The sequence below is a fragment of the Streptomyces sp. DT2A-34 genome, assembly GCF_030499515.1.
GTDB lineage: Bacteria > Actinomycetota > Actinomycetes > Streptomycetales > Streptomycetaceae > Streptomyces.
Genome location: NZ_JASTWJ010000001.1, coordinates 2,263,920 through 2,288,660, shown reverse-complemented (window position 1 = coordinate 2,288,660; position 24,741 = coordinate 2,263,920). Strand labels below are relative to the sequence as shown.

The 24,741-nt window shown below is 67.4% G+C and carries 16 protein-coding genes and 1 pseudogene; 5 read left to right on the top strand and 12 right to left on the bottom strand.

Annotated elements, in window-relative coordinates; translation table 11 throughout:
• Window positions 1-171: 171 nt before the first annotated feature.
• Window positions 172-2,418, top strand: a complete 2,247-nt coding sequence (locus QQM39_RS09865) for an ATP-dependent RecD-like DNA helicase (RefSeq protein WP_301996314.1) — start codon at window positions 172-174, stop codon at window positions 2,416-2,418.
• A gap of 565 nt (window positions 2,419-2,983) precedes the next feature.
• On the opposite strand, the gene QQM39_RS09860 is transcribed toward QQM39_RS09865, so the two are convergent.
• The 5 genes and pseudogenes from QQM39_RS09860 to eccCa all read right to left on the bottom strand — a co-directional run bounded on the left by QQM39_RS09860 (window position 2,984) and on the right by eccCa (window position 13,993).
• Entirely contained in the window at window positions 2,984-5,101 is a 2,118-nt protein-coding gene (locus tag QQM39_RS09860) for a TIR domain-containing protein (protein ID WP_301996313.1), read from the bottom strand.
• A gap of 105 nt (window positions 5,102-5,206) precedes the next feature.
• Window positions 5,207-6,410 (bottom strand): annotated as a pseudogene (locus QQM39_RS09855) (IS110 family transposase).
• A 324-nt stretch (window positions 6,411-6,734) separates the two neighbouring features.
• Complete coding sequence (locus tag QQM39_RS09850; RefSeq protein WP_301996312.1) at window positions 6,735-7,544, bottom strand: hypothetical protein; 810 nt, start codon at window positions 7,542-7,544, stop codon at window positions 6,735-6,737.
• A gap of 141 nt (window positions 7,545-7,685) precedes the next feature.
• Window positions 7,686-9,815, bottom strand: coding sequence for a hypothetical protein (locus QQM39_RS09845; RefSeq protein ID WP_301996311.1), 2,130 nt, complete (start codon window positions 9,813-9,815; stop codon window positions 7,686-7,688).
• Window positions 9,816-10,027: 212 nt separating this feature from the next.
• A complete protein-coding gene (gene eccCa, locus QQM39_RS09840) occupies window positions 10,028-13,993 on the bottom strand; it encodes a type VII secretion protein EccCa (RefSeq protein ID WP_301996310.1) in 3,966 nt (1,321 codons plus the stop codon).
• 364 nt (window positions 13,994-14,357) lie between these two features.
• Between eccCa and eccD the strand changes: the two genes are divergently transcribed.
• The 4 genes from eccD to QQM39_RS09820 all read left to right on the top strand — a co-directional run bounded on the left by eccD (window position 14,358) and on the right by QQM39_RS09820 (window position 19,203).
• Entirely contained in the window at window positions 14,358-15,830 is a 1,473-nt protein-coding gene (gene eccD, locus QQM39_RS09835; protein WP_302003535.1) for a type VII secretion integral membrane protein EccD, read from the top strand.
• Window positions 15,831-15,943: 113 nt separating this feature from the next.
• Window positions 15,944-17,488 carry a type VII secretion protein EccB gene (gene eccB, locus QQM39_RS09830; RefSeq protein WP_301996309.1) on the top strand — a complete coding sequence of 515 codons (1,545 nt, stop codon included), beginning with the start codon at window positions 15,944-15,946 and terminating at the stop codon, window positions 17,486-17,488.
• Between the two features lie 94 nt (window positions 17,489-17,582).
• A complete protein-coding gene (gene mycP / locus QQM39_RS09825; protein ID WP_301996308.1) occupies window positions 17,583-18,767 on the top strand; it encodes a type VII secretion-associated serine protease mycosin in 1,185 nt (394 codons plus the stop codon).
• Between the two features lie 151 nt (window positions 18,768-18,918).
• A complete protein-coding gene (locus tag QQM39_RS09820) occupies window positions 18,919-19,203 on the top strand; it encodes a hypothetical protein (protein WP_301996307.1) in 285 nt (94 codons plus the stop codon).
• A gap of 267 nt (window positions 19,204-19,470) precedes the next feature.
• Here QQM39_RS09820 and QQM39_RS09815 read toward each other — a convergent pair whose 3' ends face one another.
• The 7 genes from QQM39_RS09815 to QQM39_RS09785 form a co-directional block, all read right to left on the bottom strand.
• Window positions 19,471-19,833 carry a hypothetical protein gene (locus QQM39_RS09815; protein WP_301996306.1) on the bottom strand — a complete coding sequence of 121 codons (363 nt, stop codon included), beginning with the start codon at window positions 19,831-19,833 and terminating at the stop codon, window positions 19,471-19,473.
• A gap of 134 nt (window positions 19,834-19,967) precedes the next feature.
• A complete protein-coding gene (locus QQM39_RS09810; RefSeq protein WP_301996305.1) occupies window positions 19,968-20,672 on the bottom strand; it encodes a hypothetical protein in 705 nt (234 codons plus the stop codon).
• A gap of 135 nt (window positions 20,673-20,807) precedes the next feature.
• Complete coding sequence (locus QQM39_RS09805; protein ID WP_062720929.1) at window positions 20,808-21,104, bottom strand: WXG100 family type VII secretion target; 297 nt, start codon at window positions 21,102-21,104, stop codon at window positions 20,808-20,810.
• Window positions 21,105-21,199: 95 nt separating this feature from the next.
• Entirely contained in the window at window positions 21,200-21,562 is a 363-nt protein-coding gene (locus tag QQM39_RS09800; RefSeq protein ID WP_301996304.1) for a WXG100 family type VII secretion target, read from the bottom strand.
• A 206-nt stretch (window positions 21,563-21,768) separates the two neighbouring features.
• Entirely contained in the window at window positions 21,769-22,248 is a 480-nt protein-coding gene (locus QQM39_RS09795) for a hypothetical protein (protein ID WP_301996303.1), read from the bottom strand.
• Window positions 22,249-22,334: 86 nt separating this feature from the next.
• Complete coding sequence (locus QQM39_RS09790; protein WP_301996302.1) at window positions 22,335-24,218, bottom strand: alpha/beta hydrolase; 1,884 nt, start codon at window positions 24,216-24,218, stop codon at window positions 22,335-22,337.
• A gap of 9 nt (window positions 24,219-24,227) precedes the next feature.
• Complete coding sequence (locus QQM39_RS09785) at window positions 24,228-24,692, bottom strand: hypothetical protein (RefSeq protein ID WP_301996301.1); 465 nt, start codon at window positions 24,690-24,692, stop codon at window positions 24,228-24,230.
• Window positions 24,693-24,741 lie beyond the last annotated feature (49 nt).

The following is a 24,741-nucleotide window of genomic DNA, read 5'->3' as shown; positions in this document are numbered from 1 at the left end:
GTCCGGCGAATGCCCCGTGTGCGCCCGGACGAACGGGTGAAGGGCCGCAGTCCGCAGTGCAGCAGATCGCTAGCGTCGAGAAAAAGGCCAGTCGGTTACCCGTATTTGCCCACCCCGATGCGCCGGAGTTTGCGAGGGGCATGAGGCATCCGTGTACACAAGGAGCCACTCGTGACGGAAACAGAGCAACCGGCGGTCATCGAGGGCACGGTCGACCGGCTGATCTACATCGGCCCCAACGGGCACACCGTCGCACTCCTGGATTCGGGCTCCGCCCCCGCCCCTATCGTGATCATCGGACCTGAGCCCTCTATCCCGCTGGCAGGCGTCCAGCCAGGAGAGTATCTGCGCCTTGAGGGGCGGTGGAGCCAGCATCCACGCCACGGCCCTCAACTCCGGGTCACTGTCTGCGAACGTGTCTGGCCGGCCGCCATCCAGACCATCCGCCGCTACCTCGGCTCCGGACTTATCCGCGGCATCGGAGCGAAGATCGCCGCCTCCATCGTCGGAAAATTCGGCGACCAGTCCCTCAAAGTCATCGACGCAGAACCCGACCGGCTGCTCAACGTCCACCTCATCGGCCCGGAACGGCTCCGCAAGATCAAAGAAGCCTGGACGGGACAGAAGAACGTACACGAACTCATGGCGCTGCTGGCCAGTCTGGGACTGCCTGCTACTCTCGCGCTCCAGATCCACCAGGCATTCGGCCAGGACTCCCTCACCGTGGTACGGGAAGACCCGTATCGCCTGATCGACGAGGTCAAGGGCTTCGGATTCCTCCGGGCCGACAAGATTGCCCTGGCCTCCGGGGTCCCAGAGCGTAGCGAGGAACGCATCCGGGCCGCGCTCCTGTACGTCCTCGACGACCAAACGTACGCCAGGGGTCACTGCCACATCTCCCAGAAAGTACTCTTCCACAACACCGCCAGGGTCCTGCGTCTCAGCGACGAGCTCATCCGCCGCGCGGCGCCTGTACTCGACGTGCTGCGCGCGGACGGACGGATCGTCATCGAGGATCTGCCCGGTCCCGCGAACACGCTGCGTCGGGCAGTTTCCCCACGCCGCCTCCACCAGGCCGAGGTCACCCTTGCTGATCACGCGCGCCGGCTTCTGCAGACTCCCTCGCGCATCGCTCCCCGCGTACGGAACGCGCCCCAAGACAGCCGCGAGGCGGCACAGCTTCACCGCTCCCAGCAACAAGCCGTACACATGGCCCTCACCTCAACCCTGTCTGTCCTCACCGGCGGGCCCGGCTGCGGCAAGACCTTCACCGTGCGCGTCATCGTCGAACGCGCCCGCGCCGCCAACCTGCGACTGGCACTCGCCGCCCCCACCGGCCGAGCGGCCAAACGCCTCGCCCAGGCAACGGGGCTGCCGGCAACCACTGTGCACCGGCTCCTGCGGGACCGAGCCGCGGACAACGACGTCCTCTTCGACCCCGACGACCTCACCGGCACCGACCTGATCGTGGTCGACGAAGCGTCCATGCTCGACACCCACCTGGCGTCAAAGCTGTTCAAGGCAGTCCCCGACGGCGCTCACCTGCTGCTCGTCGGCGACATCGACCAGCTCCCCAGCATCGGCCCCGGACGGGTGCTGGCCGATCTGCTCGCTGTCCTGGAAGTCCCGCGGGTCCGCCTGACCCAGATCTTCCGCCAAGCCGAAGGCAGCCCCATCATCACCAACGCACACGCCGTCCGCCACGGCCGCCGTCCCGCCACCGCCGAGGGCGTCTTCCACTTCCTCAGAATGGGACACCCCCGAGAGATCGCGGACACGATCGTCGGTCTCGTCGCCGAACGCCTCCCTAACTACTACGGCGCGAAACCTCTCACCGACATCCAAGTGCTCTCTCCCGGGAGACGCACCGAAGTCGGGACCGAGGAGCTCAATACTCGACTGCGTGACCGGCTCAATCCGGCGCACGAGAGTAAACCGGAACGAGCGGACGCCAACCGCCTGTTCCGCCTCGGCGACCGGATCACCACGGTGACAAACAACTACGACAAGGGCAGCGCCGGCATCTTCAACGGCTCCCTCGGCACTGTCACCGCGATCGACCACGAAGCCGGAACCTTGACCGTATCCATCGAGAACGAAGCCATCCCGTACGACTTCAACGAGCTGGACCAGCTCCTCCACGCGTACGCGATCACCGTTCACCGCTCGCAGGGCAGCGAGTACCCCATTGTGGTGATGCCTTTGACGACGTCGCACAGCAACATGCTGGAACGTAACCTGCTCTACACCGCCATCACACGCGCCCAACGCGCCGTCGTCCTCGTAGGGCAGGACGAAGCACTGACCAGAGCTCTTGAAACCGCCCGCGCATGGCAGCGCAGCACGGCGCTGACCCACCGAATCGCCTACAGCAACGGGCACGCCGACACCTCCGGACAGCTCTCCTTCGCCGGATAACTGATGCCCAGTCCTTGTGAATGCCGGGATTCACTGCTTCTTCTGCGCAGTCGGCGCGTCGGTCGCTGTGGACGCTTGGCGTTCTGCCAGCATGCGCAGATAGCTCTGATATGCGGGGCAGAAATCGGCGCTGGGCTGTTGGCGTAGCAGCAGCGCCCGGACGCCTACCTGCACACCAACGTCCCCACCCGCCTCCTCGCGGCACTCCACCTCGCCAACCTCGCCGCCCGCTACATCCAGCGACGCACGGAGCGTGGTAGGTGAGTCACCTGCGCGAACGGCGAGCTCTCGGACCTCTCCCGAACAGCTCGCGGAGGGCACCCGGCATGTGAGGAACGACGGCCGGGATCGTGGCACAGCTCGGACCCAGAAGAGCGGGCGTGGCTATGTAATGACTCAGGACTTCCTTGACCGTTTGTCGTCAGATGACGCGTGACCTCTCTCAGCTGTTGATGTGATTCGGTCTCAGCACATCCGTGACATTCTCTTCCCTGTTGACTTGCGTTGGAGGGGGGAGGCATGGATCCGGAGGCGATGGCGCAGTACCAGTAACCGCGGTGTCCGGCTATCGCTCGTCTGGTGGCAGTTCAGTGAGGAGATCGACGCCGGTTAGTTCCGCGAGCCGGGTAGCGATCCGCGTGAGGGGAAGGCGAAGCCGGTCGAGGTCCGCGCGCATCTGGGCGGCGCGCTCCCAGGCGTGCTCATGCGCCGCAGGACTGGTGCCGTCGGGGCGTTGGGCCTCGTGTTGCTGGAGCGCGGGGTGCCAGGTGGAGAGGAACGGGCGGAGGTGCACGTTCGCGAGGGTGGCGGCGATGTGGGGCAGGACGAGCGGTGTGGCGGTTTCGTCGGCGACACGGTGAAGGACGTCCCGGGCAGTGCCGAAGAGGGCGTGCATGGAGGTGAGGGCTTCGCGCAGAGAGCCTTGGTCCGGGGCGAGTGGCTGGACGCCGACCCGGGTGACCAGTTCGACTTGGAGGTCGAACGCCGCGGCGCGCTCGACGGGACCTGGACCGCGGTGCTTGGCTGACGGGCTGGTGAGGGCCTGCGTGGTGGGAAGCGGGGGACGGACGGTTGTGGCGGGGACAGCCGCCAGGGCGTGGAGGAGCAGCCGTCGGAGGTCCTCTTGGCGGGCGGTGTCGGCGTCGTGTCGCCGAACGGCGCGGGCCAGCAAAGGGTGGATGGTCCAGGTACGTGAGAGGGCGGGCTCGGGGTGTAGGGCGCCGGAGCCGAGAAGGGATTCGACGGCTTCCGTCACCAGGGGACCGGCCTCCCAGGGATCGTACGAGGAGACTGCCGCGAGCACGTTCTCCAGGATGGACTGGTGCAGCGGCGCCGGGCAGGCCAGCGCCAGCAGGCGCAGGACGTCGTCGATCGGACCGTGCCCGGTCAGTGGACGGGTGAGGAGGGACGTCGCGAGCTGCCCGTTGGATCGACCGCGGGACGGCGGGCTGGTGAGCACATCGACGCCTGGGGCGTGAAGTCTTTCGCGTGCATGACCGAACCCGGTCGATGCCGCAAGGTCGGCGAGTACGTCGAGTGCGTGCGGATGGCCGCCGACATCGTGGACCAGGGCGAGGGCGGCGTGCTGTTCGGATGCGTCGGCGGGGGTGCGTCGCGAGGTGATCAGAGTGAGGCCGTCGTCGTCCGGAAGCGGGGCTACGTCGATGGGTTCGGCGAAGGTGGAGTAGCGCGGGGAGCGCGTGGTGACGAGGGTGGCGGCCAGCAGGTGGGGCCCGCGCAGATGGTGGAACTGGGTGTCCGTGAGTCCGTCCGGGACCCCGTCCACGACCCACAGGCAGGGGGCGTTCTGTTCGCCGAGGTGCACGGCGAGTCGGCTGAGCAGCCGGGGGAGGGATGGGTCAGACGCGTCGAGGCCGAGAGCCGCCAGGACAGTGGCAACTTGGTTGGCGTAGGCGTCCATGGCGTGGGCCACGGCACCGGGGCCGTCGGGTTGGTCGGTGTGCAGATCGAACCAGAAGACGCCGCCGGGGAAGGCGGAGCTGAAGCGCAGGGCGTATTCCTGGGCGAGGAGGGACTTGCCGATTCCGGGCATGCCGCGTAGCTGCGCGGTGCGTCCGCTGCCGCCCTGGGAGACGAGGGGCGCCTGGTGGCGGTGCAGGGCGGTGTGGATCTGCCACTGCTCGGGGATCCGGCCGGTGAAACGGGTCGATCCCGTGCGGGCGGGGGCGGGCAGCCATGGGACGACGGGGGAGGCGGTGTGGACGCCCATGGGCTCGGAGAGGCCGGCGGCATGGGCGAGGACACGCTCGGCGAGCCGGTTGGCCTCCTCGGCCCCGGCGCGCCACGGCCAGTATCGGGCGTCCCTGAGTTCGACCGGGTGGATGTGGTCGGCGGAGGATTCGGGGTTGACCACGAGGATGCGTCGACGGGGGTCACCGTCTCGTTGGCCCGCCAGGTAGGCGTAGGTGAGTTCCCACTGGCAAGCACGCCGCTGCGGGTAGTCGGACGAGTACAGAGCCAGCAGCACCTTGGCGTGTGCCAGGGCCCGGGTGATGGTGGTGGTGATTGAGGCGAAGTCCTCCACGGCGGTGTCGTCGACGAACACCCTCAGCCCCTGCGCACGCAGGGCGACGACCACTTCCTCGGCCTGACTGGTCGCGGAGCGGCTGTAGCTGACGAACACATCCCACTCGGAGGGGGGCCGCTCGGGCGAGGCGCTCACGAGCACGGTCTCCCGCTCTCTTTCTCAGCACGCCCCCAGGCCGCGCACACCCGTGACGGGATCAGCCCCGAATTCAGCGGGGGGGGGGTGCCCCTATGGGTTTCGTCAAGCTGATGGGGCGGGTTGGGGGTCGTAGAAGGTGCCGTCGCGGAGCATCGCGAAGAGTACGTCGGCTCGTCGTCTCGCGAGGCAGAGGAGGGCTTGGGTGTGGTGTTTTCCCTGGCTGATCTTCTTGTCGTAGTAGGTCCGGGAGGCCGGGTCGGCCAGAGCCGCGAACGCGGACAGGAAGAAGGCCCGTTTGAGCTGCTTGTTTCCGCGGCGGGATGGTTGTTCGCCGCGGATCGAGGAGCCAGAACTGCGGGTTGTGGGGGCGAGGCCGGCGTAGGCGGCGAGGTGGGCGGCGGTCGGGAACGAACGGCCGTCGCCGACGTCGATGAGGATGCGGGCTCCGGTCCTGACGCCGATCCCCGGCATGGACGTCAGGACCTTGGAAAGAGGGTGGTTCTCCAGCAGTTCCTTCGATCCGGGTGGCCAAGAGTTTCCGCTGGTCAAGCACCGCTCGGAGCGAGTTGGCGAGGCTGGGGACGATCAGAGCGGCCGCGTCGGTGCCCGGGACGACGACGGTCTGTTCGTCCAGTGCGGTGAAGATGTCCTCGACGAGCCGCTCGGCCATCCGCGGTGCCTTCGGGCGTATCAACGCAATGAGCCGTCGGCGTCCGGCTTTGCGGATCTGGGCCGGGGAGCCGAACTGGTCGAGGAGCTTGAGCACGGCCGGGTGTTGGACGCGTGGGCCCAGGATCCGTTCCAGCGACGGGTGGATCTGGGTGAGCAGGCCCCGCAGGCGGTTGCTGATGCGGGTTGCTTCGCCGGCCAGGTCGTCGTCGAAGCCGACGATCATCTCCAGCTCGGCGATGGTCTCGTCCTGGAGGTCGACCGAGCGGAGCGTGTGAGGCATGACGCGGGCCGCGTCTGCGATGACGAACGCGTCGCGGGCATCTGTCTTGGCCTCGCCGGGATAGAGGTCGGCGATCCGCCGCATCGTCAGGCCGGGCAGATAGGCGACCGGGCAGCCCATGTCCCGGGCCACCGCCAGCGGCAGAGCCCCGATCGAGGCCGGCTGGTCGACCACCACGAGCACGGTCCCGTGCTTGGCCTGCAGTTTGCCGAACACTTCGCGGAGCTTCGGCTCGCTGTTGGGCAGCCGCTTGTCGAAGGCCTTCTTCCCGGCCGGGGTGACGGCGGTGGCGTGGTGTTCGCCCTTGCCGACGTCCAGGCCGAGGAAAGCGCCGATGTCACTGACGTCGATCACGTGCGTCCTTCGGTCGTCCTCGCCCGGCCGTCCCACGGCACCGATCGCCACATCCACATTACGAAGAGCCTCCCGACCTGCGAAGAAGCCGGTGGTCATGCCCCTAATCAGCGGTCTGTCGATGCCTCCGGAGCCGGTGACACCACCCCCCAAGACATGCGATCGACAGGGGGAGAAAGTCATGCCAACTCCGAAGGCCGGGCGCCCCATTGCGGGGCTACCAAAAAGGTAATGGGGGGGGCGTCGGATGCGAGGAATGTGCAGGTGCACGTAGGCCCATTCCATGGCACCGTGTGGCTCGTTTCGGTGGTGATCATCAGACCATCATCGGTCATCCGTGTCGGCGGCGGGGGCCGGTTCGGCTGGGCATGTCCCGTCCGGTGCATCAGGGCGTTGGCCGGGCAAGGGGTGGAGGGGTTCGGACGGTGGCTGATCCGTGCGGCGAGCTGACGGGCGCAGGTGGCGCTCGGGATCGCGGAGTCCTGCGATCTCGCCAAGGGCCACGAAGTAGGGGCGCAGGTTCTGTTGCAGGGTTCGCAGCTCCTGCCGGAAGACGGCGTTGTCTGCCCATGCGGACTCGTCCAGGTCGGGGTGTGCCTGTTCGAAGGCCCGGAGCCGGGGGTGCCATTTGGACAGGAAGGGCGCCAGCTCGAAGTTGAGGATGTCCAGGACCAGTTCGTGCACCGAGTCGCCGTGCGGCGGAGGGGGCGGTGCCTCGCCCGACTCCAGTGGCTCGCGGTACAGGTCGAACAGCGTCTTGAGCGACGTGAGCGCTTCGCGCAGGTTGCCGCTGCCGTCCTCCAGCGGTCGGGTGGCGATGCGGGTCGAGGCCTGAAAGAACATCCGCTGGGCGGCCTGGCGCATGTCGGTGTTCGCCTTGAACGTCATTTCGCTGCCGGGTAGGACCAGGCGGACCTCCGTCAATTGTACGGAGCGGCGGTACAGGTCGGCACCGAGAGCGGCGGCGACGCCCAGGAGGCCTCCGACCACAACGGACAGCTTCTGCCCGCCTGTCTGGCTGACGGAGTAGGCGACAATGCCGGCGACAGCGCCGAGCACCCCCGCCAACACCGCTCGTGCCGTCGCACGCAGCGCCGTTCGCACCCGCACCGACGCAGTCCCGCCGTCCGTCATGACCCCTCCTGCTCCATGCCGGTTTCCGCCCGTACGGCAGTTCGTGTGTTCTACGACGCACGTGGCATGCGCATGAACACGATAGTGATCAACACCATTGACCCGCACAGGCCCCCCGGGGAGCGGCGACGGGAGGAGAGATCAGGGACGGTCCAGGCGGCCTTCCTGTCGGAGACGCCCCAGCCCCAATGCGACCAACGCCGCGATTTCCTGCGGGTAGCGCGAGGTTGTAAGCGTCAGGTTCTCTTCTGTGGTCAGCCCGTTGTTCAGCCCAGTCCAGTGCGGTGTGGCGGCGATCGCACGGAGTCGTTCGAGGGCGGCGGTGTGCCGGGGGTCCGGTGCGGGTGCGTCGGGCCAGGGCGGCAGGAGCGGGCCGTCCATGATCCCGAGTGCCTCAGCGACATCCGCGGTCATCCCTCCGGACCCGGCGGCGAGATAGAGCGGGCGGCCGGCGTCCAGGGATAGCATCACCTCCTCGGCGATGCCGGGGAATCTGCCGGAGAAGCCCCTGCGCTTGCCGCCGGTCACCAGATGGGCATCGATGAAGTCGGACAGACGTCGACGCATGGCGGTCAGGCACACGGCCCGTTCCTGCTTGTTGGTGACAGGTGCAGGTGCCTCGGTTCGACCCTGTTCGGGATCCGTGTCGTGGCCGTCCGGGTCAAGGTAGACGATCTCGCCGTATCCGCCCAGCTCATGGCGCTGTCGCCGCAGTTCGGACAGCCGGAGCTTGCGATGCGATGGCCAGGCCAGGAGGTTGTAGAACCGCAGGGCGGGGGCGCTGCAGGTGCGCAGCCGCTCGATGAGGAGACGGGTGTATCCGTCCTCGCGCAGGTCACCGCCGTAGACGAGATCGCCCCCGGACAGGACGACCACCTGCGCGAGCTCGCCGAGGACTTCCCGGAAGTGGTTTTCGAGCAGGCCACGCCGGTCGAGGTCCTCGCTCTCGGCGACCGAGATACCGATACGGGTTCCGCGAAGGGCATCGGACGGGAGTGGCTGCGGCACCGTCAGAACACCTCCGTCGTGGGGCCGGATCATTCCGCTTGCCACGAACTGCTGGGCTGTCATGGGGCGGACCAGAAGCTCGTCGTCCGTCGCATCCTCGATCAGGGAGGACGCCGTGCCCGGCAGGAGCGGATCTCCGTGATGGAGTACGAAGAACGAGCCTGACACGGGAAGGGTCCCTCGCGCACGACGATCGCGCAACGCCCGTCGCACGGTGGACAGCTCAGGTGGCCGAGGGAGAGCGCAGACTCGCGACTGGTCCGCGTGCTGCAGAAGCGTTGGACTCTGCCACTGCCATATGGCCTGGGCGAGACATTCGTCGGTGAGCTGGTTCAGGGCGCAGAAGATGTCTTCGTTCGACCAGTTGCCCCCGTCCCGGGAGACGGGGAGCCTGCGGACATTGCCCGTCTCGGGGGAGTGGCTTTCCTCGCCGAGCTGCAGAGCGGTCAGCGCCAGTATCGCCGCACCCTGCTGCTTCGCGGTGCGCAACTCGGTCGTGCACCACTCGCTGCTGGAGTACAAGTCGGTCTCCAGCATCAGGAAGGCGCTGTGACCGGCATACTCGAGGAGAGCCGCCGCAAAGTCCACGCCGGGCTGGAGATCGCTGGCGTCCAGGAAGTGGTCGAGCCGCGTGCTCGCTATCACTTCGCGGACCTGGTCGCGCAAGGCGGCGACTTCGGCGGCATGCTCAGGCGGGGCGTGGAGCGTGTGGCTGATGAATACGGTGATCGGGCGCTTCCCTTCGCCCCTCAAGAGCTGCGCGATGCCCTGGGCGAGCTCACGGCAGCGCGCCGAGGACGACGGCTCGGCGTAGCTCCCGACCCGGGCGGGCGACATGCCGATGGCCTGGAATCGGAGGACGGATTCCAGACGGGAAGCCCGCCCCCGTGCGCGTTCGTCCTGACCGTCATACACGGCGAAGACGCCGACCCGATCCGGAGCACGCTCACGTGCCGCAGCTATGGAGTGGAGATAGTCGGTCCACGGGCCGGAACCTCGCTCGACCAACGCCATCCAGTGCTCGCCCACCACCGGGACCACGATGACGGACCGACGGGGCACGGACCCGGGGTCGGGGAACGGAATGGGCTCCGGCGCGTCCTGAGGTCCGGCGAACCCGATGGACCGCACATACGTCTCCACAGGGCTGTTGACGAGCCTGACGCTGCCACGGAAATGTTCGCTGATCTCCTGCGCGACCATCTCGCCGAAGACGTCTCTTGGATGCCAGACGACATAGATCTCGATAACCGGCCTCAGCATCTCTTGTGGTGCCCTTTCTGCGTCTTCTTCGTCACTCCCGTGACGAATGTGCTGGCGGGTCGTTCTGTGGCACAGAGAGCACTCCGGCTTTCTCCCGTGCTCCTGAGCCGCCCTCGCCGATGGCTACCGTTCACCAATGTTGGTGGCGCCATCGGCACAGGTGACGTCGGCCTTGTTAGGTCAGCGCTCGACGTTCGGCGGCAGCGTACGTTCTACCCCGGCTCCACCAACCCGGTCTGCACCAGCAGGTTCCCCCGCCTCCGTGAGACGAATATCCCCCGCCCCGCTGGCATCGGGCGGGGGCGTACGTTGCCGAGGATGTCGCCCTCGTTCGGGTCGCCGGAGAGGACGACGCCTTGCGCGCCCAGTTCCTTGATCCGTTGCATGAAGGGTTCGTAGGAGGAGCGGCCGGCACCTGCGGTGTTGCGGGCGACGATGAAGCGGATGCCGACGTCGCGGGCGAACGGGAGGAGTTCTGTGAGAGGGGCGAGCGGGTTGCCGCTGGATGTGGACACCAGGTCGTAGTCGTCGACGATCACGTAGATCGTCGGGCCGCTCCACCAGTTGCGTGCCCGCAGCTGGTCGGCGGTGACGTCGGGCGAAGGTGTGCGTCGGCGCATGAGGTCGGCCAGGGCCTGAACGTGGTGATCCATGGCGTTGGACATGGGCACGTACTCGGCCAGGTGGGTTGCCGGGGCCGCGTCCAGGAGCGAGCGTCGGTTGTCGATGACGAAGAGTTTGCAGGAGTCCCCGTCATGCAGGTCGGTGATCTGCTTGATGAGGAGGCGCAGCAGGTTGGACTTACCGGACTCGCTCTCGCCGAAGACGACGAAGAACGGGTCCTGATCGAAGTTGACGAAGACGGGTCCCAGGCTGTTCTCGTCGAGGGCGAAAGCGACGCCCCGGTCCGGCTCCGCGAGCGCCGCGGGCAGTTCTGCGACGGGCAGTCGGAGCGGCAGGAGACGGACTTCCGGCGCACCGGGTGCTGTCCAGTGGCGGGCCACGTCCCGGCCCATGGCCGCGGTCGCCTCGGACAGATTGTCGTCGGAGTGGATGCCGTCGATGCGGGGAACCGCCGCCATGAAGTGCAGTGCTTCGGGAGTGACTCCCCGGCCGGGGACACCTGCCGGGACGTTTCCGGCTGCCTTGCGGTCCAGTTCGGAGTCCATGGGGTCGCCGAGACGCAGCTCAAGGCGGTTCATCAGCAGGTCCTTGAGGTTGGCGCGGACCTCCATGGCGCGGGAGGCGGTGAGGATCAGGTGGATGCCGTAGCCGAGGCCTCGCGCGGCGATATCGAGGACGGCTGATTCCAGGGCTTCGTACTCGGTGCGGAAGTTTCCCCAGCCGTCGATGGCCAGGAAGACGTCGCCCCAGGGCTGGTCCGCCACCGAGATGTCACCGCGGGCCCGCATCTTGCGGAAGGAGGCGATGGAGTCGATACCGGCGCTGCGGAAGTACTCCTCACGGCGCGTCATGATGCCGTACACCTCGGCGACCGTGCGGCGCACGCGCTCCGGGTCCAGGCGCGAGGCAACCCCGCCGACATGTGGCAGCCCGGAGACAGCCGACATGCCGCCACCGCCGAAGTCCAGGCCGTAGAACTGAACCTCGTGCGGAGTGTGGGTCAGCGCGAACGCGGAGATGATCGTCCGCAGCAGCGTCGACTTGCCCGACTGCGGACCGCCGACGATCTGCATGTGTCCGGCGGCACCGGAGAAGTCCCGGTAGAGGGTGTCGCGCCGCTGCTCGAAGGGCTTGTCGACGACACCGAGCGGCACGATGAGGCGCCCGGCGCCCTCGTAGCCAGGCTGGGTCAGGCCTCGGCCCTGCTCGGCGGCGAGTCCGGGGAGCAGGGCGTCCAGCGACGGTGGGTTGTCCAAGGGCGGCAGCCACACCTGGTGTGCGGCCGGGCCCTGCCCGGTGAGGCGGCGGACGATGACGTCGAGCACGGTGTCGGCCAGCGCGTCGCCCCCGCTCGCCCGTGGGTCGGGCACCTGGGTGCGGGGGGCGGGCTGTAGGTACTGGACCGGCACGGGGGCGGCGGTGAAGGGCACGGGACGGCGGTCCACCGGCAGCGGGCTGTCCGCTGACGTTGCCCGGGCGGAGGCGGGCCGGTATGCACCCGAGACGTAGGCTGCCTTGAAGCGGACCATTTCGTCGGTGCCGTACTTCAGATAGCCCGAGCCGGGGATGTTCGGCAGGTGGTAGGCGTCGGGAACGCCGAGGGCGGCGCGCGACTCGGACTCGGAGAACGTCCGCAGTCCGACGCGGTACGACAGATAGGTCTCCAGACCGCGCAGCCGGCCTTCCTCCAGGCGCTGCGAGGCGAGCAGCAGGTGGACGCCCAGGGAGCGGCCGATGCGGCCGATCTGGACGAACATGTCGATGAAGTCTGGTTTGGCGGCGAGGAGTTCGCTGAACTCGTCGATGACCAGGACGAGGGAGGGGATGGGCTCCAGGGCGGCGCCGGCCGAGCGGGCCTTCTCGTAGTCGTGGATGTTGGCGTAGTTGCCCGTCTTGCGGAGCAGTTCCTGGCGGCGGTTGAGTTCGCCGCGGATCGAGTCGCCCATGCGGTCGACGAGGGTGAGGTCGTCGGCGAGGTTGGTGATCACCGCGGCGACATGCGGGAGGTCCGCCATGCCGGCGAAGGTGGCACCGCCCTTGAAGTCCGCGAGGACGAAATTGAGGGTCTCCGAGGAGTGGGTCACCGCGAGGCCGAGCACGAGGGTGCGCAGCAGTTCGGACTTGCCGGATCCGGTGGCGCCGACGCACAGGCCGTGCGGGCCCATGCCGTCCTGGGCGGCCTCCTTCAGGTCCAGCATCACCGGGGTACCGTCCTCGCCGACACCGATCGGCACCCGGAGACGCTCGGCGCGGGAGCGCGGGCGCCAGGTGCGGCCGACATCGACGGATTCCGCGTCGTCCAGGTCGAGCAGGTCGGTGAACTCCAGATTGGCGAGCAGCGGCTCGTCGGAGTCGCCGCCGGACGCCATGTACAGGGGTGCGAGTTGCAGTGCGAGCGCCTCGGCGGCCTCGTGACTGAGGCGGTCGGGCGTCCCTTCGTAGACGAGGCCGTCGCTGGACTCCAGGCGCAGCGCATGGGGGTGCACCACCACCGAGAGACCGCCGCGTGCCCCGGCGAGCCTGCCCGGCACGACTTCGACAATCGTGACACCTTGCAGCCCTTCGGCTGCCGCCAGCGCCGACAATGGCGACAGCGCCTCCCCGTCGAGCACCACGACGATATGCGGCTGCTCCAATTGGGGCTGGCCGCCGGCCTGGAACCGGGGACGGCCTTCGAGCTGCTCCTTGAGTAGCAGCTCCAGGTCCTGCGCATTGGTCGTGATCAGTCGGCGGCTGCCCGCTCCATCACTGCCGTCGCTTTGGACATGCGGCAGCCACTTGGCCCACTCCCAGCGCGGAGCTGCGTCCTGCCCGGCCGCAATGGCGACGACCAGGTCGTCCGGTGAGTGCAGGGAGACCAGGGATGCCACCATGGCGCGCGCCGTCGCGCGGACGTGGCTCTCGTCGCCGCTGAGGGTGAGGTGGTAGAAGGCCCGCAGCGAGATCGCCATGGGCAGGCCCTCGATCGTGCTGTGCGCGGTGAGGAACTGCTTCATGGCCCCGGCGGTGAGCGGCTCCAGCTCGTCCACCGGAGCGGTCTCGGGCGCGACCAGCGGCGTGGCGAGCTGCTGGCTACCCAGCCCGATCCGGACCTGCCCGAAGTCGTCGTCGCTGATCCGCCGCTCCCAGATGCGACTGCCCTCGGCGACCAGGGCCCACAACTGCTCGGGCGCTGGATGCAGATAGAACTGTGCGTCGCGCTGCAGCCGGGAAGTGCGAAGAACCGTACGACGGGTTTTGGCCAGGTATTTCAGGTAGTCCCGTCGCATATCGGCGAGTTGGCCCTGAGTACCGCGCCGGTAGCGGACGAGCATGGCGATGGCCATGGCGATCGTCGACGCGATCATGACCATGCCCATGATGCGCATGACCGGGTTCGGCGTCATGAAGAAGAACACGACGGAACCGCCCATGCCCAGCATGGGCAGCAGCTGCATCAGCGCGCCCTCCTGCTGCCCTCTGGGCAACTCAGGTGGGGATTGCAACTGCACTGGATCGGCGGGCACCTCGGTGGGCAAGGTCCTCGGTGGCCGTTTGACGACGATCTGGCTCAAAGCTGACCCGTCCCCCTCGCGGACTGAAGAGCCCTTGTCCGCACCCCCGTGGCGCCGACTTCATTCGGATCGGATCCTACTGGCGGGGCCTGACATTGCGGGCGGTAGGGTGGCGCCACGCGTGTGCGCACCCGCGAATAATCAATGGATTCAGGGTTATTCAGGTCATTCGGAGCCGGAATGAGAGCAGACGCGCGAACGGACACACGGACGGGGACAGGGGCGCGGCCCGCGAGTTGAGAAGCACCGCGAGGGGGAGAAGTACGTGCCTACGACAGTTCGAGCGGCAGGGAACGTGGGAACCACCGGCGGTCACCCGGGGCCAGGGGGCCATCCGGGACCGGGGCAGCATTGGGGACCGGGGATACCGACCGCTCGCAGCACCGGCTTCCGCCGGATCATCGTGGCTGCACCCGACAGCCGTATCGATGTGGCACTGCCCGACGACATTCCGCTCGCCCACCTCTACCCGGAGATCCTGCGCCTGTCCGGTCAGACTCCGCCCCCCGGCGCCCCGGTCGGATACCACCTGGTGCGCCGGGACGGGACAGTCCTCGACGAGTCACGCTCACTCGCCTCACAGCGCATCGCCGACGGCGACTTTCTCCTGCTGCGCCCCTTCTCCGACTCTCTCCCGCCCGCGGTGTTCGACGACGTCACGCACGCCACGGCCAGCGCCGTCACTCGCGACCGCACGCTGTGGAACGACGAACTCCTGCGCACCGCAGGACTCTTCGGTAGCTGTGTACTGCTGATGCTGCTCGCCTTCGTGGCCTGGAGTTCCGACGTACGCCACGACATGAACGGCCTCCCCGGCGTCGTGGCCGCGGTCTCGGGCGTGGTGCTGCTGGCGATCGCGGTAGTACGCGCTCGGGTGTATGGCGATCGCGGCTCGTCCGTGGCCTTCGGCACAGGCGGCCTTGCGAACCTGGGAGTCGCCGGCAGCGGACTGGTTGCGCTGCCGGCCGGGGAGGGCATCGGCAGGCTGCAGTTCCTGCTCGCCTGCGCCGTGGTGCTGGTGGGATCGGTGGTGCTGGTGTTTCTCACACCGAGCGGCGACGGCCCCTTCGTCGCTTTCGCATTCGCCTCGGCCATCGGCATGCTGCTGACGTTCGTGTCGATCCTCGCCGAGATGAGGCCGGTCGAGACCGCGGCGGTCTGCTCTCCGCTCGCCCTGGGCATCCTCGCCTTCCTACCGGGCCTCGCCACGCGTTTCGCCCGCCTTCCCATCGGTTTCGACCCGCCACGCACCGCAATCGGCAGCGGCTACGACGACACCGATGACGAGGGCGACGGCACTGCGGCACCGGCCGCGATCGACGCCGAACGCATCGCCGCTCAGGCACGGCGTGGCCACGAGCTGCTGCTCGGCCTGGTCGGCGGTTGTGCGCTGGTCGCGACGGGTGCGGCCGCGGTGCTTGGGTTCTCCGACAACCTGTGGGCTCAGCTGCTCGCGCTCGCCACGGGCCTGGCCTTGCTGATGCGCGCCCATCTGTTCCGGCACACCGCCCAGGTAGCCTGCACGCTCGCGGCGGGCCTTGCCTCGCTGGTGCTCCTGGGACTCGGCCTATCCCTCAACCCGCCCACGGGGATGGTCCTGGAGGCCCTACGGGGCGACGGCGCGGCCCTCGACATCAGGCTGGTGTGGCTGTCGGTCGCGGTCGCCGTGGTCGCCGGGGCGCTCGCCGCGATCGCGCTGGTTGTGCCGAGCAAGGGGGTTACCCCGTTCTGGGGCCGGTTCCTGGAGATCGCCGAGAGTTGCGTGCTTCTGACACTGCTCCCGCTGTGCCTGGCAGTGTTCGGCGCGTACCAGCAGATGCGCTCGCTCTCATCGTGAGAGCCAACGGGGCCTTGATGAGCTGAGCGAGGCCACATCGACGTACGGGATCGGTTCCTCGTACGAGACCAGAACAACCAGATCAACCAGCGGGGGAAAGAGGCAGCAGAACGATGGCATCACGGCGGGACGAACTCAACGCCTACACCTTCGCGCGACGGCGCCTGGTCGGGCAGTTCCTCCAGCCCAACCCGAACGGCACAGAAGAGGGCTGGCCACGCCCAATGCGCGCGGTCGTACCGGGTGCGATCGTCGCGACGGTAGTCCTCGCGGCCTTCGGAGCCTGGGGCATGTTCAGACCTGCGGCACCGCAGGGCTGGGACACACCCGGGGAGAACATCATCATCTCCAGCAAGTCGACCACCCGGTACGTGATTCTCAAGACCGACGGCAAGACACAGCTGCACCCGGTGCTGAACATGTCCTCGGCGAAGCTGCTGCTGCTCCCCGACAAGGGCAAGGTCATCAACGTCGACGAGTCGGCCCTCGACAACGGCAAGATCCCGCACGGCCCCACCCTCGGCATCCCCTACGCCCCCGACCGGCTGCCCGACGCAGACGAAGCCGGGTCGAAGAAGCGCTGGGTGGTCTGCGAGCGACCCGGTGAAGGCGGCCGTGCCATCCAGAAGGCAGCGTTCATCCTGGCCCAGCGTGACATGGACCGGACTGAAGGCTCGGAGCGGCTGCGCGGCGGCGAGCTGATGTACGTGGAAGGCCCGGGTCCGGACCGTACGCGCTACGTCGTCGACGCCCAGGGAACGGCGTACCCCGTGGAAAACGAGGAACTCCTGCTGCGCCAGGTTGTCGGCGAGGGCCGGAAGCCCCAGCGGGTGTCGGCCGGCTGGCTGAAGACCTTGCACGAGGGCGACCCCATCGCCTTCCCGGAGATCCCGGACGCCCCCGGCACCGCCGCCGGGATCCATGGCCAGCTGTCGGCTGAGGCGGACAAGGTCGGCATGGTCCTGGAGGCGCCGTCCGGTACCAGGATCCAGAAGTACGTCGTCCTGCGCGGGCGGGTCGCGCCGGTCTCCGACTTCATGGCGAAGCTGCTGCTCAGCAGCAAGGACCTGATCAGACTGGGGCAGGCGGGCCGAGCCATGCCTGTCAGCGCCGGCAGCTTCACGCCCGGGGAGCCCTTCGGCGCGGAGAAGACCTGGCCGCAGCAGGAGCCGAAGCCGGTCAACTCGGCGAGCACCGACGAGGGCAACCGCAACACGGTCTGCAACGTCCTGCGCGACGTGGACGAGGACCAGGGCGCCACGACCCTGAGTACCTGGGCGGGCAGGGACTTCCCGGCCACGCTTCCCACCGGTTCGAGCAGTGCGTACGTCACACCCGGCTCGGGCCAGTTCTTCCGCCAGTTCACGGGCTCGTCGACTCGCTCCGGCTTCTTCTTTCTGGTCACCGACACCGGCCTGCGCTATGCGATGCAATCCAATGGAGACAGCGAGACGGACGACGCGGGTATCGGCTCCTCGGGCTCGGCCGCCGAGCGGCGGGAACAGCGTGCAGCGGCGCTGGAGGAGGCCCAGCAGGCGCAGAACCGCTTGGGCTACAACGACGTGACACCGGCGCCGATTCCGGCCGCGTGGTCGGCGTTCCTGCCGACGGGGCCGCGGCTGTCGACAGGGGCGGCGCGGCAGCCGCAGGGCTCGTGAGCGGGTGGGCCGAGTAATGCGTACGCATCGCCGCTTGCGCCGGCTCGTCGGAGCGGCTGCCGCTCTCGCCTTTGTAGGGGGGTCCCCTGTGCCTATGGCCACCGCCGCCGTGCCCTCCGCCGGCGCGGCCGATCAGTGCACCTTCCCGGGCAAGACGTACGAGGGCCGCCCCTGGGCACTGCAGCGGGTCCTGCTGGACGAGCTGTGGAAGCAGTCCAGGGGCAAAGGTGTCCGTGTCGCGGTGATCGACACAGGTGTGGACGTCAAGAACCACCAGCTCGCCCCGGCGGTGGACGTCAGGAGCGGCCGCAACCTCCTGCCGCCCAACCTCAAGGACGACAACGGCAACAAGATCGAGCGCGGCCGCGAGAACGGCACCACGGACGTGGTGGGCCACGGCACGAAGGTCGCCGGAATCATCGCCGCCAGGCCGACAAAAGGCACGGGCTTCGTCGGCCTCGCCCCCGAGGCGACGATCATCCCCATTCAGCAGAACGACGCAGAAGGCCACGGCGACACAACGAGCCTGGCCAGGGCCATCAACTACGCGGCCAACGAGGCCGAGGCCGACATCATCAACATCTCCCAGGACACGGTCAACCCGATCGCAGCCACCTCCGAACTGAAACGCGCGGTGGACAACGCCCTGGCCAAAGAGATCGTCATCGTGGCCTCGGCGGGCAACGACGGCCTCGATGGCAACGTAAAGAAGACCTACCCGGCCTCGTACGAAGGCGTCCTGGCGGTAGCCGCATCAGACCGCAACAACGAACGCGCCGCCTTCTCCCAGTCCGGCGACTTCGTCGACGTCGCCGCCCCCGGCGTCGACATGGTCTCCACCGTCCCCGCTGGCGGGCACTGCGCTGACAACGGCACCAGCTTCTCCGCCCCCTACGTCGCCGGAGTCGCCGCCCTCATCAAAGCCAAGCACCAAGACTGGACGCAGAAACAGATCACCGCCCAGATCATGCAGACCGCGGAACGCTCCATCCCCGGCCACGACCGTCTCGTCGGCTGGGGCGTCGTCGACCCCGTACGCGCCCTGACGGAGGACGACAAACCGATCGAGCACCCGGTGCCCAGCAACGAAGGCGCCGGGCAGGCCGAGGCCCCCACCGTGGCCCAACTCCCGCTCGGAGAAACCCCGCAGGAGCGGGCCATCCGTCTGGGGACCTATGTGGTGGTGGGCAGCTTGGTGCTGGTGGCGGTGATCGCGGGCGGGACGGTGGCGATGCGGGACAGCCGGAGGAGGGCCGGGGCTCGCGGTATCAGCCTCTGAGCTGGCGGACACAGTGAGCCTCCGCCAACTTGAAGTCGCAGGTCAAAGGGCTGCAGTGACGGCCTTCATGGCAGCGCAGCACCACGAGAGACAAACGGGCGCCTGGCGTCGTGGTGAACTGGCCATTGATCACCAGTGAACGGGGAGAGAGATGACAGTCGACATAGAAAAGTTCCGCCGGGACGCGCATCGGATCGAGAAGTGGTCGATCGGGTGGATGCTTCTGGCGTTGGCGCTGTGGGGGTGGTTCGGCTATCGGTGGCTGATGGACGACGACCGGGGATACGGCAGATTCGGCAGATACGCCGAAGACAGCCACGCACTAGTGGGCATACTCGCGCTCGCGGTCATCCCGACGATCATCGGGGCAACGACCATCGTGTACTCCCAGGTCCTGTTCCGCCTGGCCCGCCAAATCAAGCCAGAGGTCAAGTGAGGGGACTCCCGGGACGCGTAGTCATGAACAACCCCGCCGATGGTCCTGCTCGGCGATCAGCGCGACCGTACTCGAACCCCTGTCGACGTCGCCGCGGCGCTTGACACGGCGTGCAACTGGTGCAACTCCCAGCCGAGGGCATCGACGTTGTCGCCCCGTAGCGCCTCCAGGTGTCCTGCCCGGCGGCGATGACACCGCGCGCCGAGGCCACGACGCCCGGGGAGGTCGTGCGCCCGGGTCAGTCGCTCTGGGGTGCGGTCAGCCGGTCTAGGGCCAGGTCAGGATCGCGAGGCAGGTGGGCACCGGGCATGTCAGGGCGCCCAGGAGGAGCAGACGGGTTGCCGGCGCGAGACGGCGAATGCGGGGGGCGAAGGCGAGGGCGATCAGCGTGGCGGCAGCGGCGGCGACGGTCAGGAAGAACGGCCGCAGGAGGTACCCGATCGGTTGCCCTGCTGCCGCGCCCCAGACCGTCACCACGCCCACTAGAAATGTCAGCCAGGCAAGTGACGCGAGAGTGAGCGCCCACAGTCCGCCGGCCAGCAGCGCGACGACGGTCTCGCCCCGGCTGGGTTGGTGTGTCGGCCGATAGGGGCTGTACAAGGCGGCGTAGGCCTTGGGGCTCAGATTCACCGTCGGTCCTTCCACATGAGGTGTGCACGATCTTCGTCGGGAAGACAGCGCCACGGCATGGGGGCGGATACTCACCTCAAGCGGCCCCGTACTCAACTGGACATGTTGTCACTCACGGATTCCTGGAACAGGGTTCAGCCCCGCTCGTCCACACCGGGGGTCGCGGGCCCGAGGACCGGTGGCGTCTGGCGGTCGTCGGAAGGGTCGGTGTCGCCGGTCTGCCACCCGGGGTCGTAGGCGCAGGGCATGGCAGTGCCGCCGGTGAAGTACTCCCGGTCCGGGTACCAGATGAAGGACATCCGCTCGTCCCCGTCGTCCCGCTGGACGTACAGGTCCCACGACTTGCTCTTTCCGCCCTCACGGTAGGACGAGACCTCCCAACCGTCGTCCTTCAGGTGCTGGTGCAGTCGGCGCAGGCCGGAGACGGCCTGGCTCGCGGGCACGTGGTCCAGCGCCCAGTCGTGGCTCATCTCGTAGGCGCCGTCGACGGTCTCGTCCTCCAGCCCCAGCGGGCCGCTGGTCCAGCAAAGAGCGGAGCTGAACTTGTTCTCCGTGCCGACGCCGATGCCCGGTTCCACGGTGCGCTTGAACCCCATGACGTCGTACGCCTCCTGGGAGCGCTGGAAGACACGGCTCGCCATGTCCTCGGGCGCGACGCGGGGGAAATCGGTCGATCCACGGTTGTCCCAGGCGAGCGTGCCGATCAGAACGAGTATGGCCACAAGGGGTATGCCGATGAGCGCGGCGCAGCCGCATCCGAGGGCAGTGAGGACAGAAGAGGGGGAGCTGGACCCCGTCGGTGCGGGGGTGGTGCTGGTCGGAACGGTCTGCTCAGGCATAGGGGGACGGTATGACAGCGGGGAGCGCGCTGGATGGGCGCGGCTACCCACGCGGGAGTCGGTGCGCGTACTCAACCGAAGCCACTCAGGGTGGGTACCTCCCGTGCGTACCCACCCTGAACGAAGTCAGCCGCTTCAGTAGTTGGCGGCAGCCTTCCTGTCCGCAGCGCTGTACGCCGCGCTCGCCTCGCGGACCGCATTCGCGATGGCGTTCAGAGCCTGGTGGATCTCCCTGGCCTTGATGTCCCACTCGCGGTGGAGGCCGTCCGCCGCGGTCTTGGCCTCACCCTCGAAGAAGGCCGAGAGGTCCTTCATCCGCTGCTGGAGGGCCTCCAGGTCCGTGTCCAGCTTCTTGGCCTGGGAGGTGATGTCCCCTGCGGCCCGCTCAAGTTCCGCGTAGGTGACGAGCATCGTGCCGTTGTCTACTGCCATGGCGTCTCCAACTGCCTTCCGTGGCTGCTGTGCTGAAGGTTTGAACTGAAGGTTTGCTGCGGCCTTGGGCGGGCCGCCGCCCGATCGCGCACGAGCTACATGCCGGAGAAGGCCGAGGTCTTTCCGGTCGGGGCACTGCCGGCCGAGCCGGAGCCGCCCGCGTCGATGCCCGCCAGGGCCTGGTACATCTCTTCGTCGGTGCTGCCGGCGATCCGGCGGTTGTCGTTGACCGCGTTCTGGAACCGGACGAGCAGGTTGCCGATGTGGGCCATGCGCTCGTTGATTTCGGTCTGCTTACGGTCGAAGGACACGGCACCCTGGCCCTGCCACTTGCCTTCCACGCCATCGATCACAGCGTGCAACTGCTGCAGCTGCTGCTTCACCGATCCGAAGCGTTCGTTGAGTTCCTGCTCGAACTGCCGCAGTACGTCATCTGTGACCTTCTGGGTTCCTGCCATTTGTTTTCCTTTCCGGTCATTCCGGTGCTGGTGCTGTGGTGGGTTTGACGGCTGGCGCGTCCGGTGCGATCCGCCGTCGGGCGGGTGCAGACGAAGCTTTGACATGCACGGCGAACACCCCGTAAGAGGCAGGACCGTTCGGCCTCGTCCGCGCGGTGGTTAAGTTTTCGAGGACAGCGTTGTTAGCCTTGCGCATGTTCCCTGAGTCACGTCCGACTCGGGGAGGAGGAAGGGATTGGTTCGCTGGCCGACCAGAAGTCCGAATGGACGTTGGGATCCGGGATATCGCCTCCCGCGTAGTTAGGGCCGACCGTATCGGCTGAAGGCGGCGACACAGAGGATTTGGTAACGCAGGGTGTAGCAACCTCGAAGAACGCTTGTCCGTTGCCGCCGATGAGAAGACGTACGCGGAACTCGTCGGGCGTCTCGAAATATGTCGCAGGACTGTTGGTGCTCCGGTTCACACCAAGCTGTCGGTACCCTTCGGCCTTCCAGTAGCGTTCCACCACCCCGAAGAAACTGCCCCTGCGTTCCGCGGAGATGATGGTCATCACTGCGCGACGCCGCGAGACATCACAGCTTCCCTCGGTGGACTCCCCGTGGGTCCAGTGGACTGCAGGCTTGATCGCGGCGAACGTCCCGTCCAGGATCTTGTCGGCGTGTTCCGCCGCTTCCTGCATGTTCATATCCGGCTTCCCTTCAGCCGACTGCTCCGAAGTGCCGCATGCCGTCAAGATAAGCATCCCTGCCAGGATTGCGGCGCTGACGCCCCTCATCGCGGCTGCTCCAAGACGACGCCGTCGGGCTTCCCAACCACGATATGTGCAATGTTGTCGGCTGACATTAGATCCTTTGTGCGGTTGAAATAATTCGAGTGCGCGTCGAATCCGCCCTCGGTCACGGTGGGGCCATCGTCGACCAGGAAGCGTGTGGCGCCAAACGCCTTGTTCGCCGGGTCGGTTCCGAACCAGATCTGGCTGGGATCGGTCTGCTGGTCCTGAGCCATGTAACCGGCGGTGCCGCCCACGACAGTGCCGGCCACACCACCAGCCAGTGCTCCTAGGGGACCGCCCATCCCCAGTCCCAACACAAGCCCAGCCGAGCCGCCACCGGCAGCCCCGGATCCCATGCCACTGGCTTCGTTGTGATTGGGGAGCTTGGTGACGATGTCGTTGTCTGCGGCACCTACGAATACGTGGCCCTTACCGACGTTCAGCTCCTCGGCGGTCTTCGCCTCAGTACCAGGGCTACCGACGAGGACGATGTCGTCGGCTCCAGGGATCCCGCCCTTCTCTTGAGCCGCCAAACCGACGGTGAGCGAACCGTAGGAGTGCCCGATGGCCGTGATGTGCGGCTCCGGGCTCTCGTTCGTCGCTGAGATTCCAGCCATGAAGCTGTTGTAAGCGGGTGCTCCGGCCGCGGCATTGTCCCGGAACATGACGTCTGTGTTGGCGGCGAGATCTGAGGGAGAGAGCAGAGGCGCGTCATAGCCGAGCCAGACAATCGACGCGGTCGAACTGTGGGGGTCGGCTTCGCTGGCACCAATGGCAGTGTCCTGGGCCCGTTTCATCGTGCCGCCGGCGAACTCGGCGTCCAGCTTCGTCTCAAGCCCCGGGACATAAGCCGAGACGTTCTTTGCCGTGTCGGGATTTCCGTAGGACACAATCGCGCGGCCGTTGCCTTCGTCTCCGATACCAAGGAGATACATCGGGGGCACGCTTCGGTCCTGTAGTTTTTCTTGAATCCCCTTCAACCCGTCCAGCATCGTCTTCGACTTCTCGTCGTCCTGGCCCGAGAGTTTCCCGATGAGGAACTGGATGTTCTCCCGGTTCGCCTCGTCCCGCACCGTGGCCGGGATGCCGTCCAGGTTCCCGATCACGTCGGGGTAGACCGTCAGGTACTCCTCCCGCTGTTCCTGTGTGAGGCTGTCCCACCACTCCTTGCGATCGGCGGGCGACTTGTCCATCGGGATGCTGTCTCGAAGGTACTCACTTGCGGCAGAGCCGACGGCATCGACATCGGACGCCACATTCGCCCACGTCTTGGTGCTGACACTCAGTCCCGGCGCAGCCTTGAGCTTCTCCAGCGCCCTGCTGTACCGGTCGTCGATCTCCGTGGCTTCCTGTACCGCGTGGGCGATGAGGTCGGCGATGTACTGGGCCTTCGCGTGGTGGGGGTTGGGGCTGTGCAGGCCAGAGGTGTCCGGGCCCAGTCCGGGGGTGTACCGGCCGACGGCCCGGTCAGCGTTGCCTGTGGTCGTTCCGCCGGGGATCTCGTCATCGGTCAGCTCGTTCTTCCCCCCGGCGGGATACGCGACGCCCCCGTCTGTGCTGACGGTGTACGACAGTGCCTCGGCGTCCTCCAGGGCCTCTAGCAGGCGCCGTCTCGGGCTGGCGATCTCGGATGAGAAGCCGTTGAGAGCCCCGCTTACCAAGCCACACTCGACCTGGGCGTAGTGGAAGTTCTCGGACAGCTTCTTCAACTGCTTGAGTGCTGCGTCGGCCGCCTCGCCCTCGTTGGCCTTTTGCATAGCCGCGGTGATCTGCTTGTCGATGCGGTCCCTGGCCGCATCAGCCATGTCGCTTACCGCGCGGTACCCGCCCGCCGCTTCGGCGTACTCCGACGGCTTGATGGCCTTGAGCGTCTTGAGGTCCATACTTCCGGATCACCAGCCCTTGCCCGTGCCGCCAGCAGCCGGCGCATCCTCAGAGCGGACCTTCAGGCCGGCGATCTCGTCCTTAATTGCCTCGTCGGTCCTCAGCTGGTCGTTGCCCGTCTTCTCCAGCACGTCAGCGAGCCCGCCGCACAGCTCACGGATGTCCCTGATCCGGCGCTCCCAGGAGTCGTACACGCCCTGCTGGGCCGCCGCGGTCAGGCATCCGGGATCCTTGCCAAGCCCCGTCTGGCCGTCCTTCAGCTTGGTCAGCGCCTTCCCGGTGTTGTCTCGCAGGTCGCCGACGTCCTTTCCCGCCTTGGACCACGCGGCCTTGTCGGACCTCACCTTGCCGATAGCGCCGCCACCGCTTGAGCCGCCGCCTCCTGGATCAGCCGGCAGCTGGTTGAGCCGCATCTGCGTGGCGTGCCGCTCGGCCACCGCAGCCTTGAGCTGCTCCCACTCCTCCCACGCCATGCGTGGCCCCTCCCCGTGTTGTGTCGTATGCCGTCGAACGGTTGTGAAC